This window comes from Bowmanella denitrificans, from assembly GCF_002887595.1.
GTDB classification, from domain to species: Bacteria; Pseudomonadota; Gammaproteobacteria; order Enterobacterales; family Alteromonadaceae; genus Bowmanella; species Bowmanella denitrificans.
The window spans coordinates 177,752-192,248 of the sequence record NZ_PEBU01000009.1 but is presented as its reverse complement, the minus strand read 5'-3'; the positions used below and the strand labels follow the sequence as shown (position 1 = coordinate 192,248).

At 50.0% G+C, this 14,497-nt stretch carries 11 protein-coding genes; 8 read left to right on the top strand and 3 right to left on the bottom strand.

All coding sequences use genetic code 11. From position 1 onward, the window contains the following. Nucleotides 1-85 precede the first annotated feature (85 nt). From CSR04_RS16895 to CSR04_RS16875, 5 genes are all read left to right on the top strand, one after another. Nucleotides 86-2,083, top strand: a complete 1,998-nt coding sequence (locus tag CSR04_RS16895; protein ID WP_102797489.1) for a methyl-accepting chemotaxis protein — start codon at nucleotides 86-88, stop codon at nucleotides 2,081-2,083. A 73-nt stretch (nucleotides 2,084-2,156) separates the two neighbouring features. After that, nucleotides 2,157-3,227 (top strand): DNA polymerase IV, encoded by a 1,071-nt coding sequence (dinB, locus tag CSR04_RS16890; RefSeq protein ID WP_102797488.1) that lies wholly within the window; start codon nucleotides 2,157-2,159, stop codon nucleotides 3,225-3,227. A gap of 68 nt (nucleotides 3,228-3,295) precedes the next feature. Further along, nucleotides 3,296-4,852: a M17 family metallopeptidase gene (locus CSR04_RS16885; protein ID WP_102797487.1), complete on the top strand. Its 1,557-nt coding sequence runs from the start codon at nucleotides 3,296-3,298 to the stop codon at nucleotides 4,850-4,852. 50 nt (nucleotides 4,853-4,902) lie between these two features. Beyond that, nucleotides 4,903-5,238, top strand: coding sequence for a DUF3703 domain-containing protein (locus CSR04_RS16880; protein WP_102797486.1), 336 nt, complete (start codon nucleotides 4,903-4,905; stop codon nucleotides 5,236-5,238). Nucleotides 5,239-5,241: 3 nt separating this feature from the next. Beyond that, complete coding sequence (locus CSR04_RS16875; RefSeq protein ID WP_102797485.1) at nucleotides 5,242-5,454, top strand: DUF1653 domain-containing protein; 213 nt, start codon at nucleotides 5,242-5,244, stop codon at nucleotides 5,452-5,454. A 54-nt stretch (nucleotides 5,455-5,508) separates the two neighbouring features. Here the strand turns inward: CSR04_RS16875 and CSR04_RS16870 are convergent, their stop codons facing one another. Continuing rightward, nucleotides 5,509-8,559, bottom strand: coding sequence for a TonB-dependent receptor domain-containing protein (locus tag CSR04_RS16870; RefSeq protein WP_102797484.1), 3,051 nt, complete (start codon nucleotides 8,557-8,559; stop codon nucleotides 5,509-5,511). A gap of 529 nt (nucleotides 8,560-9,088) precedes the next feature. On the opposite strand from CSR04_RS16870, the gene CSR04_RS16865 reads away from it, so the two are divergent. From CSR04_RS16865 to CSR04_RS16855, 3 genes are all read left to right on the top strand, one after another. Beyond that, a complete protein-coding gene (locus CSR04_RS16865) occupies nucleotides 9,089-9,835 on the top strand; it encodes a LytR/AlgR family response regulator transcription factor (protein WP_102797483.1) in 747 nt (248 codons plus the stop codon). 143 nt (nucleotides 9,836-9,978) lie between these two features. Beyond that, nucleotides 9,979-11,007, top strand: a complete 1,029-nt coding sequence (locus CSR04_RS16860; protein WP_172449400.1) for a sensor histidine kinase — start codon at nucleotides 9,979-9,981, stop codon at nucleotides 11,005-11,007. Beyond that, a complete protein-coding gene (locus CSR04_RS16855; protein WP_102797481.1) occupies nucleotides 11,004-11,762 on the top strand; it encodes a LytR/AlgR family response regulator transcription factor in 759 nt (252 codons plus the stop codon). The genes CSR04_RS16860 and CSR04_RS16855 overlap by 4 nt, the downstream gene beginning before the upstream one ends. A gap of 16 nt (nucleotides 11,763-11,778) precedes the next feature. Here CSR04_RS16855 and CSR04_RS16850 read toward each other — a convergent pair whose 3' ends face one another. Further along, nucleotides 11,779-13,434, bottom strand: a complete 1,656-nt coding sequence (locus tag CSR04_RS16850) for an amidohydrolase (protein WP_102797480.1) — start codon at nucleotides 13,432-13,434, stop codon at nucleotides 11,779-11,781. Nucleotides 13,435-13,492: 58 nt separating this feature from the next. After that, complete coding sequence (locus CSR04_RS16845) at nucleotides 13,493-14,488, bottom strand: serine/threonine dehydratase (protein WP_102797479.1); 996 nt, start codon at nucleotides 14,486-14,488, stop codon at nucleotides 13,493-13,495. Nucleotides 14,489-14,497 lie beyond the last annotated feature (9 nt).

Below are 14,497 nucleotides of genomic sequence, written 5' to 3'. Positions count from 1 at the left end.
CACAAGATATTTCTCTGGCGCTTTAAGCTATGGCTGGTTATGTTATGACCTGTGGGATGGGGATAACAATAACAAGAGGAATACCATGAAAAATCAGACTTCCCTAAGCAGGCGTTTGATCCTTGCCTGTGTGAGCTCTGTTGCTGTGTTGTTCAGCCTGTATGGCGTCTGGCAGGTTCAGAAAGTGAACCAGGACACTGAGTCTAAAGTACTGTCAGATATTCGTGCCCTGGTTCAGCTAAATGCTATCGATATTACTGGCTTTTTTAATGCCAAGGGGCAGGTGGTGCATAGCCTGTTTGCCAGTCCTCAGGTGCTGGACTGGTTTGATGGTTACCGTGAACGTGGCGGTAACATTGCCAATGATACCGACTATCAGGCGGTGAAGGGATACTTCCGTTATATATCCGAGCAGGATGATACGATTAAAAGTGTATTCTTTGGTTCTGCTAATACCTTTGAGTATTTTGATCTGGATGGTCGCTATGAGGGCGACCCCAATTACTATACCAATAAGCGTCCCTGGTGGTCAGAGACGCAAAAGCAGGGGCGTTTGTATGTCTCTGATCCGGCGGTAGATGCCAATGATGGCTCTATCTCCGCCACCATAAAAACGCCGATTCGCCACCATGGTGGTTTTATCGGCATCGGCGGTATGGACATCCTGATTACTACTATCGGTGAGCAGTTGCTTGGCCGCATTAAGTACCAGGGAGTGGGCAACGCTTTTCTGGTCACAGACAAAGGGGTACTGGTGTATTTTCCGGGCTTCGATAAGGATTTTCCGCCCGGCAGCAGCATGGCGCAGGTAGATCAAAGATTCGCTGATTCCAGTGGTTTTGCCCTATTACAACAAATGACGTCTGGCCAGGACAGTGGTGTAGCCGATGTTAATTGGCAAGGTGAGCATTATCAGGTGGTATTTACGCCGGTCGCCAGTGACTACCCCTATATGAACTGGAAGCTGGGCTTTATGGTGCCGGATTCAGTGATTGAAGCGCCGGTGTGGGCTGAAACCCGTGCCACGCTGCTTTATTTGCTCGTTATCCTGGTGGTGATTACGCTTTCCATGACCTTGATTATCCGCCCACTGGTTAAACCCCTGAGCAGTATGTTAGCCGCGATGCGGGATATTTCCCGTGGCGAAGGCGATTTAACCAAACGTATCGAGGTGCGACGGGAAGACGAAATTGGCCAGTTGGCCACAGAATTCAACGATTTTATTGGCAAAATTCAGGGGCTGGTTAAACAGACGGGGGATATTACCTCAGAGGTGGCCAAGGCTACCGACACAGTGTCGCGTATTACCGAACATAATGTGCGGCTGGTGAATAATGAAAAATCCGAAATTGAAACCGTCGCCCATGCCAGTCAGGAAATGGCGCAAACCAGCCGCGATGTGGCAGCCAGTACCGAACAGGCCATGCTGGTATCTGATCAAACCCGGCAACGAATGGAAGAAGGCAGCGCAGAGGTTAGTCAGGCTGTTGCAGGAATAGAAGCGCTATCTACCCAGATTAGTCAGTCTGCGCAGGTCGTTACCGAGCTTGAACAGGAAACTGACACCATTGGCTCAGTACTGGAAGTGATCAGTAATATCACCGAGCAAACTAACCTGCTGGCCCTGAATGCCGCCATAGAAGCGGCCAGAGCCGGGGAACAAGGACGTGGTTTTGCCGTGGTGGCTGACGAAGTAAGAACGCTGGCAAGCCGCACCCATGAGTCTACCCGCTCTATTCAACAGATTATCGAACGCCTGCAAGCCAGTGCCCGTCAGGCAAACCAAGCCATGCAGAGTTGTAATCAACAGGCAGACAGCGGCGTTGAACAGGTTGGCAGGATCCGCCAGGTGTTGGAACAGGCGCTCACCGATATTGGCAGCATTCAGCAGCAAATGCACAGCATTGCCGCCGCCAACAGCCAGCAAGCGCAGATAGCCGAAGAGGTGGCTAAAAATGTCAGTCATGTGCGTGAGCTGGCTGATGAATCGGTGCATGAATCGGAAGATGTGGAGCAAAGTATCCAGCAACTTAAATCCTTGTCGCTTGGTTTGGACAAGGTCCTCAAGCAATTCAAAGTATAACTGCCATTGGTGTTGACATTTTCTCCAGCTAAGACAGAATAACTGTATTCATATACAGTTATTCTGTCAGCTGGTGCGTAAGATTATCCACATCGATATGGACTGTTTTTTCGCTGCGGTGGAAATGCGTGACGATCCTGCCTTAAAGCATGTACCTCTGGCGATTGGTGGCAGTGCAGACCGGCGTGGTGTGATCTCAACATGCAACTATGTGGCGCGTAAATATGGTGTACGCTCGGCCATGGCCACAGCGCATGCATTGAAGCTTTGCCCTGATCTGGTGCTACGGCGTGGCCGTATGGATGTGTATGTCGAAGTGTCGCGGCAAATTCGCGAAATTTTCAACCGTTATACCCCGCATATTGAACCCTTGTCACTGGACGAAGCCTATCTGGATGTCAGTGATGTTGGTCTGTTCGATGGCAGTGCCACCCGCATTGCCGAAGATATCCGCCGGACCATTCTGACCGAAACCGGATTGACCGCCTCAGCGGGGGTGGCACCCTGTAAATTTGTGGCGAAAATTGCCAGCGATATCAACAAACCCGACGGTCTTTGTGTGATCCCGCCCGCCCGACTGGATGCTTTCGTTCGCCAGTTGGAACTAAAGAAAATCCCTGGCGTTGGCAAGGTGACCTGGGAAAGGTTACAAAACCTTGGCCTCAGAACCTGTGAAGATGTACGCGCTTACCCCTTCGATAAGCTGCTTAAGCAATTTGGCAAGTTTGGTCCGGTATTGTGGCAACGTGCGCATGGCTTGGATGAACGCAACGTCAGTCATGACCGACAACGAAAATCTGTGGGGGTGGAAGTGACGTTGCCTGAGGATATTCGCAGTTTTGAGCAGTGCTGGCAGGTTGTGGAGTCGTTGTTTCCCCGGCTGCGCAAAAGGCTGGGTCAGTGCCAGTCCAATCTGGCCATTCAGAATCAGGGTATTAAGCTGAAATTTGCAGATTTTCAGCAAACCACCGTTGAGCATCGTCTGGGTAAACTGGATCAGCATTTTTTTCGTGATCTGCTCAGTGAAGCGCTGCATCGTCAGGCCGGACGTGGAATACGTCTGGTTGGACTACATGTATTGCTGCCAACAGAAACTGACAACCTGCAACTGGAACTTCCCCTGCCTGCTGTTGAGTGTCATTAACGGCACAGGCAAAATAGGCTGACTATTCCTTTCGTTTGCCGCTGGCAAATCCGTTAATGAGGTTATCAATGGCGTTTCCTAAAGCTCTGGCTGAATCTAACCCGTCTTTCGCAATATCTACCAACAGCAACTGGGATGCAGTGATAGTACTGGCAACTGACATCAGTACAATCAACCATCCACCATTAACAGAGGTTATTCGTCAGCATAGCCAGGTCGATAACAGAACCGGTAAAGAAGTGGTATTGATGGCCGCCGCCGGATTGGCTGGAAGCCGACTGATTTTCGCCCCTGTGGGCAAACTGGAGCGTGATACCGACGATGTGCGACGTATTGCTGATGCGGCCAAGCAGGCTGTATTAATGGCCAGAGACGCTGGTGCGCGAAATCCGCTGCTGATTTTGGGTGAATTACCTGATAATCCTGCCTTTGCCAATGCAATGGAAGTGGCTTATCTGGCCGCCTGTCAGGCCTTGTGGCAACCTCTGGAAGCGCGTGAAGCGCTGGATGAAACTGACATAGAGCCGGTGCAGAGTATCGGCCTGTGTAGTGCCAACTCTGTTGATTGTGCCTGGCTGGAAGCCGTGGAAGCCGGACGTCGGTTGGCCCGGGATCTATGCGGTACTGAACCTGAGCGTATGGCACCACCGCGCTTTGCCGAGTATTGCCAGCAAGCTTTTGCAGGCACATCTGTTAAAGTGTCTGTTATCACTGATGATGCAACACTGCGACAGGATTATCCGCTGCTGCATGCCGTTGCAAGGGCATCCACCCATGTTACACGCCATCAACCCAGGGTCATACGTCTGGAATATTGTGGCCAGGGGCAGATTGAAAATACCCTGCTACTGGCCGGTAAGGGCATAACCTATGATACCGGTGGCGCAGACCTTAAAACCGATGGACATATGGCCGGTATGAGCCGAGACAAAGGCGGGGCGGCGGCTGTGGCTGGCTTTATGCTGAGTCTGGCCCGCTATCAGCCCAAAGGGGTGAAGGCCATTGCTGAAATAGGCGCTGTGCGCAACAGCATTGGCTCTGATGCGTTTGTGGCTGACGAAATTATCCGCAGTCATGCAGGTGTCAGGGTGCGCATCGGTAATACCGATGCCGAAGGCCGCCTGGTGCTGGCTGATTTGCTGTCCCACCTGCGCGGCGATGCCAAGGACGCAGTGGCCCCAAGCTTGTTCTCGGTTGCTACTTTGACGGGGCATGCCGCCAGAGCATATGGACCTTACACGGCCTATGTTGAAAATGGCACAGCACGCAGCCATCGATGTGGTGAAGCCTTGTGTGAAATCGGTGATAAGTGGGGCGACCCGGGTGAAACCTCACGGCTACGCCGGGAAGACTTTGATTTTGTCAGGCCTCGCAGCAAAGCCGATGATATTTTGTCATCCAATAATGGCCCTTCCGCAGTGACGGCCAGAGGTCATCAGTTTCCCGCTGCGTTTTTAAGTATTGCCGCCGGGCTGGATAAACACGAATGCAGTAGCAGCAAACCTTTGGCTTACACCCATGTTGATATTGCTGGCAGTGGTGTGGAAGGCGGGGACTGGCAGCACGGTAAACCGTCCGCTGCCCCGGTAACAGCTCTGGCTGCACGCTATATGCCCAAGGCTTAATCTGGTAAGTCAGAAGGCGCTGCCATTTCGTTAAAACAGCGGAGTCAGTTATGTCACCAAAGCGTTCAGCAGGCTTTGAGTATCAAATGCAGCAGGCCAGAGCTGCCTATTTCAAGGCTGACTGGCAAACCGCATTTTATTATCTGGAGAACGCCCATGTACTGGGCCAGCCCAGTACCAGACGCCATACCCTGAGTCATTGGTGGATGCTAAAGGTGGCGATAAAACGTCATGATCTAAGGGAGCTGCTGGGCCAGACTATGCGCATTCTGGCCTCCTTGTTGTTTTCCCGGTTATGGGTGCCGGTGGGGAATACTGGCGGCGCTAATGTTTCAGCCGTTAAACCTATGCCAATCAGGTCCGAACTTAATCAATATCTGGAGTAATAGATGTCAGTGAAACCCGGCCGCTATCGGCATTATAAAGGTAAGGACTACGAAGTCATTGGTGTGGCTCGCCACAGTGAGGATGAATCTGAGCTGGTGGTATACAGGCCTTTGTATGGCGAAAAAGGGCTATGGGTTCGACCACTGGCCATGTTTATCGAGACGGTAAATGTTGGCGGACAAAGCGTTCCACGTTTTGCCATGTTAGAAGAATAAAAAAAGGGTCCCAAATCTGGGACCCTTTTTGTTTATTTATAGCAGGTCTAAGCCTTAGAACCTCAGGCTGGCAGACACAGTGATACGTCTGCCCACTACGTCATACAGAGACGGATCTGTGCCTGACTGAACGTTAGGCGCATAAGTTTCGGGCTCTTGATCAAACAGGTTGTTGATACCCAAGCGTAAACTGTGATTCTCTGTCATATGGTAGGTTAATGACGTATCCCAGTACATCACTGCATCTGTACCGGTAGGTTCAATTTCCAGTGGCATTTCTGCATTCAGACGGTTGTCCATACCGTCGATGTAACGTCCACGCAGAGCGAAATCGAAATCGTCAAAGCTGACCATAGTATTGAAGTTAGCTTTCCATGCTGGGAAGGATTGTCCCAGATTTACACCAAAGTAGGCGATGGTATCGGCATAATCAATGGCCGGCAGGAAGGGTAGCTCCTGGGTCTTGTATTCCATGATGTGGTTAACATACAGGTTCATGTTAACACTGGCACCACCCAGCCAACTGGCCTCAAAGTTATAACCGGCCTGGAAGTCAAAACCTGAGGTCTTGATAAAGCCGGAGTTTATGCCAGGTAAGTCACCGCCACTGCCTGGCTCTGGGTTGGCCATACCTAAGATGTCACCACCACCAAAACGCTGGATAAACTGGCAGGACTTATAGTCGCCGCTCAGGTCAGAGTTATTGCCATAAAAGTTATAGCAATCGGCAATAATCAGGTTAACGTTGGCATCGATTATGGCATCGTCGATATCGATCTTGTAGTAGTCCAAAGACATACTCAGACCATTTTCAAAGGTATGTACCGCACCCAAGGTAAAGGTATCAGCTTTCTCCGGTGCAAGTTCGGCGTTACCTGTAATGCCGATAGAGACCTGGCTGCCAGGTGTTTGTACAAAGATACTGGGATCTGCTACACCTGTGGCTTTACAAAGCGCCGTGCCAGCATCACCGTTTGCTTTTCTGAACTCGGAGGTAACAGAGCAAGGATCAAAAAATTGCGGGTTGGACGCCGAGCCGTCAAACAACTCACCAAAGTTAGGAGCCCGCACCGCACGCTGATAAGACGCTCTCAACCTGGGAAGATTATCGCCCATATCCCAGCTAAGTTCGGCTTTATAAGCTGAATTGGTGTCAGAGTCACCCTCAATTTTCTTCACCGTATCGGTAAATTTGGACTTAGAGGTACGATAGCCCAATGTCAGGTCAACAGATTCAGCGAATGGCATGCCGTCAATTAATGGGAAGAAGGCTTCCAGGAAGATATCGTTAAACTGGTTCTTACCACCTGCAGCATCCTGGGTGTTAAAACCGGATACCGGACCACTCAGAGAGCCTGGATCGAAGTCATATTCAAATTTACGTACTTCGTAACCTACAACCAGGCTGGCCATGCCTGCATGGGTCTCAAACAGATCACCAGATACAAAACCCTGCAAAATTTGCTGATCATATTCGGTGGCAACCGAAGCACCAATGGTCATGTAGTCTTTACAAGCCTGGGATACTTCGTTACGACCAAATGGATTGTAGCCACCATCACAGATACTGGCTCCGCCATCAGCGGCTTCAATCAGGTTCTGCACTTTCTGGGTATCCAGGTTACCGGTCTGGCTTTCCTTAACGGTAGTTTTACCTTGCATACCATAGACTTCCCAACTCCAGAAGTCATTGAAACTGCCACGGGCACCTAAGGTATACTGAATTACGGTGTTGTCATATTCAGAGGTTCTCAGGCCGCCCCATAAAGAACGCTGGCGCATTTGGAAGGCTTCATTAGCACCCGAACCAACCAAATCTGGATTATCCCCCGTCCTTGAATTCAACAATGTCCTAAAGTCATCGGGAATAAAAGGGTTGGTGGTAGGGACGATTAACTGGAAGCCAATCACACTGTTAGGTTCGACATATTTAGATATGGCTGCAGCAGGATCTGTGCCATTCACCCCTTGAATCTCTACGGTAGGGAATGGGGTAGGTGCCAGCGCAGCTTTAGAGTTATAGTTCGTCCAACCTGCAGTCGCAAAAATTTCAGTTGAATCTGTCACCTGATAATCAAACTTGGTGGAGAAGGTTTTTCGCTCCAGCGGCAGTACCAGAATGTTCACCGCATCAAAGTTATAGCTGTAACGGTCTGGGAACAAACGACTGTTTACACCTAAATCTACCGGATAGCGCCAGTTCTCCACATTATAGGGCTGGTTAAATATACCGGCTGAGAATAGTGAACCGTCGGTATTAAAACCAATGATATTTTGGCCCGCGGGTACCGCTCCAGCGGCTACGCCGTATTGAGCAAAAACTGAATCTATAGCAGCTTGACTCGGGGCATTGCCGCCAACGCTGTAGATACCTTCTGGGAAGAAGGTGGTGGTGGAAGTCGCATTGGCTGAGAAGGGACGTTGTGACTTAATCATGCCCTCACGTTTTGAATAGTCAAATGCGATAATGGCATTACCACGACCATCCTCAAAATTGGCTCCTAACAGAGTTGAAAAGCCATACTCTTCAGCATCTTTCTCTTCCATATGATTGGAGTGATTGATATCAAACTGGAAGCCTTCAAAGTCATCTTTCAGCTTCAGGTTGACCGCGCCGGAAACGGCATCTGCACCATAGGCCGCACCAGCACCACCGGTAATAATCTCAATACTGTCGATCATGGCCGCTGGAATCGTGTTTAAGTCCACTGTCATATCTGATGCAGATACCATGACCCGGCGTCCGTCTACCAATACCAGGTTTCGGTTGGAGCCCAGACCACGCAGGTCAATATTGGACTGACCATTATTGCCTGGGTTATTGGAGGTTGTGCCGCCTGCGGGGTTAACCTGCGGTAAGGTGTTTAAGAATGTGTCGAGTGTGATGTCTGCTCGGCTGCCGATTTCGTCGCTGTCGACTGTTAGCATTGGACTATTGGCAATCATATCCGGGTTGCGGATACGGGAGCCGGTGACTGAAATCTTTTCTACTGCTTGTTCTGCCGTATTGCCTTCCTGAGCCAATGCCTGAGTTGACAACATTCCCGAGGTAGCGCCTAAGGTTAGCGCCAGGCTTACAGACCTGGCTAATAGCCTCTTTTGCATGTGTTTCTCCCTATTAACATATTGTTACTTTTTTTATTTTTCAGATAGCAAGGAGCACGGGTAGTGCCCCGGTATCTGACCATAAGCTAGGTGGAGGGCGATAAATCGGATAGCAGTGATACGTTGTTGTCGGGTTTCCGGTGATGAAAGGTGGGTTATCAGGGATGAATTAAACGTATCTGTATTTGGTCGCAAAATCCTGTGCGCTAGGCGATTGTGAAAGTTTCGTAAGAATTGTTCGGTTGGCGTCTCTTTTGACGCATTTAGTTACTATGTCAGTAGTTGCAATGCTAAGTAGGAATGAGAAATAATCGCGACGAATTTATCGATGCCTTTCAATTATCTTCGTTTGTTTATCTGAAGGAGTGTGCTTGTCGCTTGGTTGTCGCCGCTCCTTTAGGGCGCTGATAACCGGCAATGAGAATATCTGCCAGTGCCGGATAGTTGCTGGTAGGAAGATGAATCGGTATTGAGGGGCGACAGGTTGAGGCGATATCCATAAGGACGGTTGTATGGAAAGGAGGCTGTCATGACAAAAGTAATGGTGGTTGATGATGAGCCATTGGCCCGGCAAGCCATTATTTTCTTACTTCAGCAGCAAGGTGATTTTAGCCGGATTTTGGAATCCGCAGACGGCATTCATGCACTGGAGCTTTTTGAACAGGAATCTCCGGACATCCTGTTTCTTGATATCAAGATCCCAGGAATCAATGGACTGGAGCTGGCAGAGCGGTTGGGTGGGCGCTGTGTTATTGTGTTTGTTACGGCTTATGACGAGTTTGCTGTGCAAGCATTTGAAGCCAATGCCACGGATTATCTGCTTAAGCCTTATGATGATGAACGTTTCTATCTGGCGTTGGATAAAGCCAGAGAGAAGCTGGCTAACAGACAACTGAGCTATTTTCATAGATTGATGAACATGCCTAATGTTCCAAAGATATCAAGCTATAAATCGCGTTTGGTGATTCGTGATCCGGGCAGAATTCGTCTGGTCGATGTTGAGTCTGTAGACTATTTTCTGGGGGCTGGAAATTATGCTGAAGTTCATCTTAAAGACGGCAAGCAATTGCTGCACCGGGAAACCCTGACCAGCCTGGAAAAGCAGTTGGACCCGGAGCTTTTTATCCGTATTCACCGTTCCTGTATTGTTCGTCAGGACAGAATTGTAGAGCTTCGACCTAATGAGAAAGGTGACTATACCGTCATTTTAAGTGGGGGACAGGAACTGACCCTTTCCAGACGAAATAAGCATAAGCTCGCCGAGCTGTTGGATTGACCGGGCAGATTTGCTTTTCACCCCTTGCCCGGTGAATAATCCCCTCTGATGTCCTCTTTTTGTATCATTGAATGCTCGCACTTTTTTTACGGCAAGTGCCCGGTTGGCGCTTTTGGTTGTCCGGACTGGTTTTCTGGCTGTTAATGAACACCTACTCTGCTGATCTCAGCTTTCGCAGTATGGTGGATTCGGGAAAACATTCCGAATGGGGGCAAGTCTGGCTGTACTACCTGCCGTGGTGGATCCCCTGGGCTTTTTTGTCTCCACTGATCATTGCCGCGACCAAATTAATCTCAACACAAAATGTAAGAACTTGGGTGCTCAGAGCTGCCTGGTTAAGCGCGCTATGGTTGGTGACACTTTGCTTATTTGTGTTTCTGGCCACACCGATGCTGGCTTTTGTGGAAATTGGCGGTTTTGGGCTTGAAGAGATTGAACAGGCCTTTGCTATATTGCTTCGACGGGGGGCCTGGCATCTGGATTTCATTATCTTTTCGGCCATTGTCAGCTTAGGATTCGTTATGCAGTACTATCAACGGGTTAAAAGTGAAGAAGCCAGGAATGAAAGCCTGTTGAGACAGTTGTATCAACTGGAATTGCAAGCGCTCAAGTCACAGTTAAATCCGCATTTTCTGTTTAATACACTCAATACCGTTGCCAGTCTGATTCGTTTGAATGAAAAAAACAAAGCCATACTGGCCCTGAGTGAATTGGGTTTAATGCTTAGAAAAGTCCTGGAAAATCAACAAAATCAAATGATTAGTCTGACGCAGGAGATGGAGTTTATACAAAGTTATCTAACTATTCAGAAGATGCGCTTTGAACACAAACTGGAAACGTCAATTCAGGTAGCAGAGGATTGCTTGGCGTTAAATGTGCCTTTTATGATTTTGCAACCGCTGGTTGAAAACGCAGTACAACATGGTTCACAGTTAGAATCTGACAAAAATTTGTTATCACTGAGTATTCACAAAGACAACACAACTCTATGTATTCAACTGATCAACAAAGTGCCGCGACAGGATGAGCACAACGGTTTTGGGATAGGCATAAAAAACTGCCGGGACAGGCTCAGCAAAATGTTCGGCCAGCGGTTTCGGCTGGAACTTAAACCATTGGAAAATGGTTATTTTCAAACTGTACTGGAGCTACCTGCGGAGACGACATCGTGATCAAGGTATTAATTGCCGATGATGAAAGTCTGGCCCGTCAGTCCATCCGCTTGTTGTTGCAGAATCAGGCTGGAATTGAGGCGGTTTTCGAAGCGGCCGACGGCCATCAGGCGCTGGCATTGTTTGAAGAACATCAGTGCCAACTGGTGTTTCTGGACATTCAGATGCCAGGTTTGGATGGTATTCGATTGGCCGAAAGGTTCGGCGACAATTGTGTCATTGTATTTGTTACCGCCTATGATCGATATGCTATCAACGCATTTGAACTGAGTGCGGTGGATTATCTGCTCAAGCCCTATGATGATGAACGCTTTTACCGAGCCTTGAGGCGCGCCTGGCAGCGTTTGCAAGATGCGCAGTATGTAGATTGCCAGGAGATTGGCCGGGTGGTAGCGCATATTGCCGAGCATAAGACGAATGGCTTAAACAGCAAGGTGGTGATCAGGGAGAAGCGACGGCTCAGTATCCTGGAAACAGAGCGGCTGGACGCCATTGAAATGACGGCGGACTATGCAAAACTGTATTTATGTGATGGTAGCTCAATGTTGCATCTGGATTCGTTATCCGATGTCACATCTCAGTTGCAACATCATATGTTTATCCGCCTTGATAAGACCTGGCTGGTGCGCAAGGATAGAATCAGTGCCTTAAGCTCAGACGATAACGGGCAATGCAGCGTCACTTTGACAAGTGGTCAGGCTTTCAGTCTACCCGGCATGACTCAGGCTAACATTTCTGAATTATTGGCGAAGTGACGCCTGCTAGTCACACTTAAGGTGCAGATTTATAACGCATCTCACCGGCCACCCAGGTTTGTAATACCTTTGTTTGCCATAACTCAGTAGCTGGCGCCTGAAAAATATCCCTGTCAATCAGAATGAAATCCGCCCATTTACCCGGCTGCAGGTTACCCAGAATGTCTTCCTGATGCGCAGCAAAAGCGCCATCCAGAGTGAAAGCGCGCAGGGCTTGCTCTATGCTTAGCGCTTCTTCGGCGTGCCAGCCTTGTGGGGGCCTGCCCTGATGATCCTGGCGGGTCACGGCGGCATGCAAGCCATGGAAGGGATTGGCCAGCTCCACCGGGAAATCCGACCCCGCAGCCAATACCGTGCCCTGTTTTAAGAAGGTTTGCCAGGCATAGGCACCTTGCAGTCTTTCTTTACCTATACGGTCTTCGGCCATATTCATGTCGCTGGTGGCATGTACCGGTTGCATCGAGGCGATAATATTCAGGGTCTTAAAGCGAGGAATATCCTCGAGGCTGACAACCTGCGCGTGCTCTATTCGATTGCGCAAATTCCGGCCTCCAACCCTGGTATAGGCACTGGCGAAATTATCCAGTACCAGGCGGTTGCCTCGATCGCCTATGGCGTGCACATTGAGCTGAAATCCGGCGTTTAATACCAGGTCAAATAGCTCTGGCAGTCTATCTTCCGGGGTCAGCAATAGGCCGTTATTGTGTTTGTCGTCACTATAGGGAGCCAGCATCGCCGCACCCCGGCTACCCAGCGCACCGTCAGCGTAGGCTTTAACGCTTTGTACCCAAAGCTTATCTTGTGCGTCATGGTAACGGCCCTGCTTTAGCATTGTGGCCAGTTCGGTATCACTGGCAGAGAGCATGGCGTAGATGCGAATGGCTAATTTACCATGCTGTGCCTGGGCTTTATAAAAGTCATAGGTGGCTTTGTCGATACCTGCATCATGGATACTGGTGATACCCAGTGACAATAAGTGCGCAGAGGCCGCTGTCAGGGCGGATTGCATTTTATTGTGATTGGCTTTGGGCAAACGCTCGGCCACTAAAGACATGGCGTTATCTATCAAAAGGCCGGTTGGCTGGCCCAGGCTATCCCGGATAATCTGCCCACCAGGTGGGTCCAGGGTATCTTTATTGATGCCGGCAAGAGCCAACGCTTTACTGTTAACCCAGGCGGCATGACCATCAATTCGCTCCAGCCACACCGGGGTGTCGGGGATAAACTCGTCCAGCATCGCGGCAGTAGGGAACTGCTTATCTGGCCACAGCACCTGATTCCAGCCCCGGCCTATCACCCAGTCAAGTTTGGCGTTTTGGGCAAAGTACTGACTGACTTTGGCCACCGAGTCCCTGGCGCTGCCAATTCCGCGCAAATCAACCTGCAGTAAGTTTTCGCCCAGGCCTAACAGGTGACCGTGGGCGTCAATAAGACCCGGTAGCAGCGTTTTACCCTTAGCATTAACAACGTTTGCCTGTGGGTAGCGAAGTAACAGGTCGGCATCGCCTGTTGCCAGCACTTTGCCCTCGTCAAATACCAGGGTGTCGAAGCGTTCTAGGCCCTGCATTGGCGTGATGTGGTAGCCGTTTACTTGCGTAATAGCGGTGGGGGTGGCTTGCAGTGACAAGCTGAAAGTGAGTACTGTCGCAAACCAGATGGGGCGGATTGTCATAGGGCTAATTCCGTTTTTACTTATTTTTAACATGAAGCCTTATAACAACCAACCCTTGTTATTCGCTTAGGATCGGTGGCTGACTGAGATAATCGGTCTGCCAAATCTCCTGCATTCGGCTTTGGTCAATGTTGCCACCGGATAGAATCACCAGTGCCGTACTGGGTTTGTCTTGTTCCTGCAGCCAACTGGCCACCGCAGCCATGCTCATGGCGCTGGTGGGTTCCACATGAATTTTCAACAGATGTTGCAGCCATTGTGTCCAATACGCTATCTGGGCTTCGTCTACCTCGTAGAAGTCATCCAGCTGTTGTAAGAAAGGGAAGGTGAGATCGCCGACAGAAGGCGTGGCCGCACCATCGGCAAGGGTATTGGCCGGTCCAGGCAGGGCGACAATTTTCCCGGCCCGCAACGAATTGGCGGCATCATTGGCTGCCAGCGGCTCTGCCCCTATAACCTGAGCGTCGGGGCACAGTGCACGGCAGGCTAATAATGTACCAGACATCAAACCACCACCGCCCACCGGGGCAAACACACCATCTACCTGCTTTAGATCCTGCAGGGCTTCCAGGGCGGCTGTACCTTGGCCGGCAATAATTTGCGCATGGTTGAAGGGTGGGATCCACAAGGTTCCAGGTTGTTTAGCTGCCTCCTGCACCGCAGCATCTGCTTCAACCCGGGTATCAAATAAGGCCAGTTCTGCACCATAGAAACGGGTTGCTGCAGCTTTGACCCTGGAAACCGTTTTGGTGCTGTAAATCGTGGCAGGAATATCAAACTGTGCCGCGGCATAGGCCACCGCCTGGGCATGGTTACCGGAGCTGTTGGCGACAATCTGTTGCGGAAGTTGGTTCTGCTCTTTTAGCCAGCTCAGCACATTAATGGCACCGCGCAGTTTAAAGGCTCCAATTCGCTGCAGGGCTTCTACTTTGAAATACACCCTGTGGCCCAGCCAACTGTCGAGCAGGCTGGAATTCAGTATGGGGGTGCGGTGCACATGAGGCTTAATACGCTGTGACGCGGCAAGCACATCGTCGAAGGTTGGCAGTGGCATGTTAGCTCC

Excerpts from the sequence above, each read along its gene's own strand:
- CSR04_RS16895 (WP_102797489.1), top strand. The coding sequence starts at position 86 with ATGAAAAATCAGACTTCCCTAAGCAGGCGTTTGATCCTTGCCTGTGTG.
- CSR04_RS16885 (WP_102797487.1), top strand. The coding sequence starts at position 3,296 with ATGGCGTTTCCTAAAGCTCTGGCTGAATCTAACCCGTCTTTCGCAATA.
- CSR04_RS16880 (WP_102797486.1), top strand. The coding sequence starts at position 4,903 with ATGTCACCAAAGCGTTCAGCAGGCTTTGAGTATCAAATGCAGCAGGCC.
- CSR04_RS16875 (WP_102797485.1), top strand. The coding sequence starts at position 5,242 with ATGTCAGTGAAACCCGGCCGCTATCGGCATTATAAAGGTAAGGACTAC.
- CSR04_RS16870 (WP_102797484.1), bottom strand. The coding sequence starts at position 8,559 with ATGCAAAAGAGGCTATTAGCCAGGTCTGTAAGCCTGGCGCTAACCTTA.
- CSR04_RS16865 (WP_102797483.1), top strand. The coding sequence starts at position 9,089 with ATGACAAAAGTAATGGTGGTTGATGATGAGCCATTGGCCCGGCAAGCC.
- CSR04_RS16860 (WP_172449400.1), top strand. The coding sequence starts at position 9,979 with ATGAACACCTACTCTGCTGATCTCAGCTTTCGCAGTATGGTGGATTCG.
- CSR04_RS16850 (WP_102797480.1), bottom strand. The coding sequence starts at position 13,434 with ATGACAATCCGCCCCATCTGGTTTGCGACAGTACTCACTTTCAGCTTG.
- CSR04_RS16845 (WP_102797479.1), bottom strand. The coding sequence starts at position 14,488 with ATGCCACTGCCAACCTTCGACGATGTGCTTGCCGCGTCACAGCGTATT.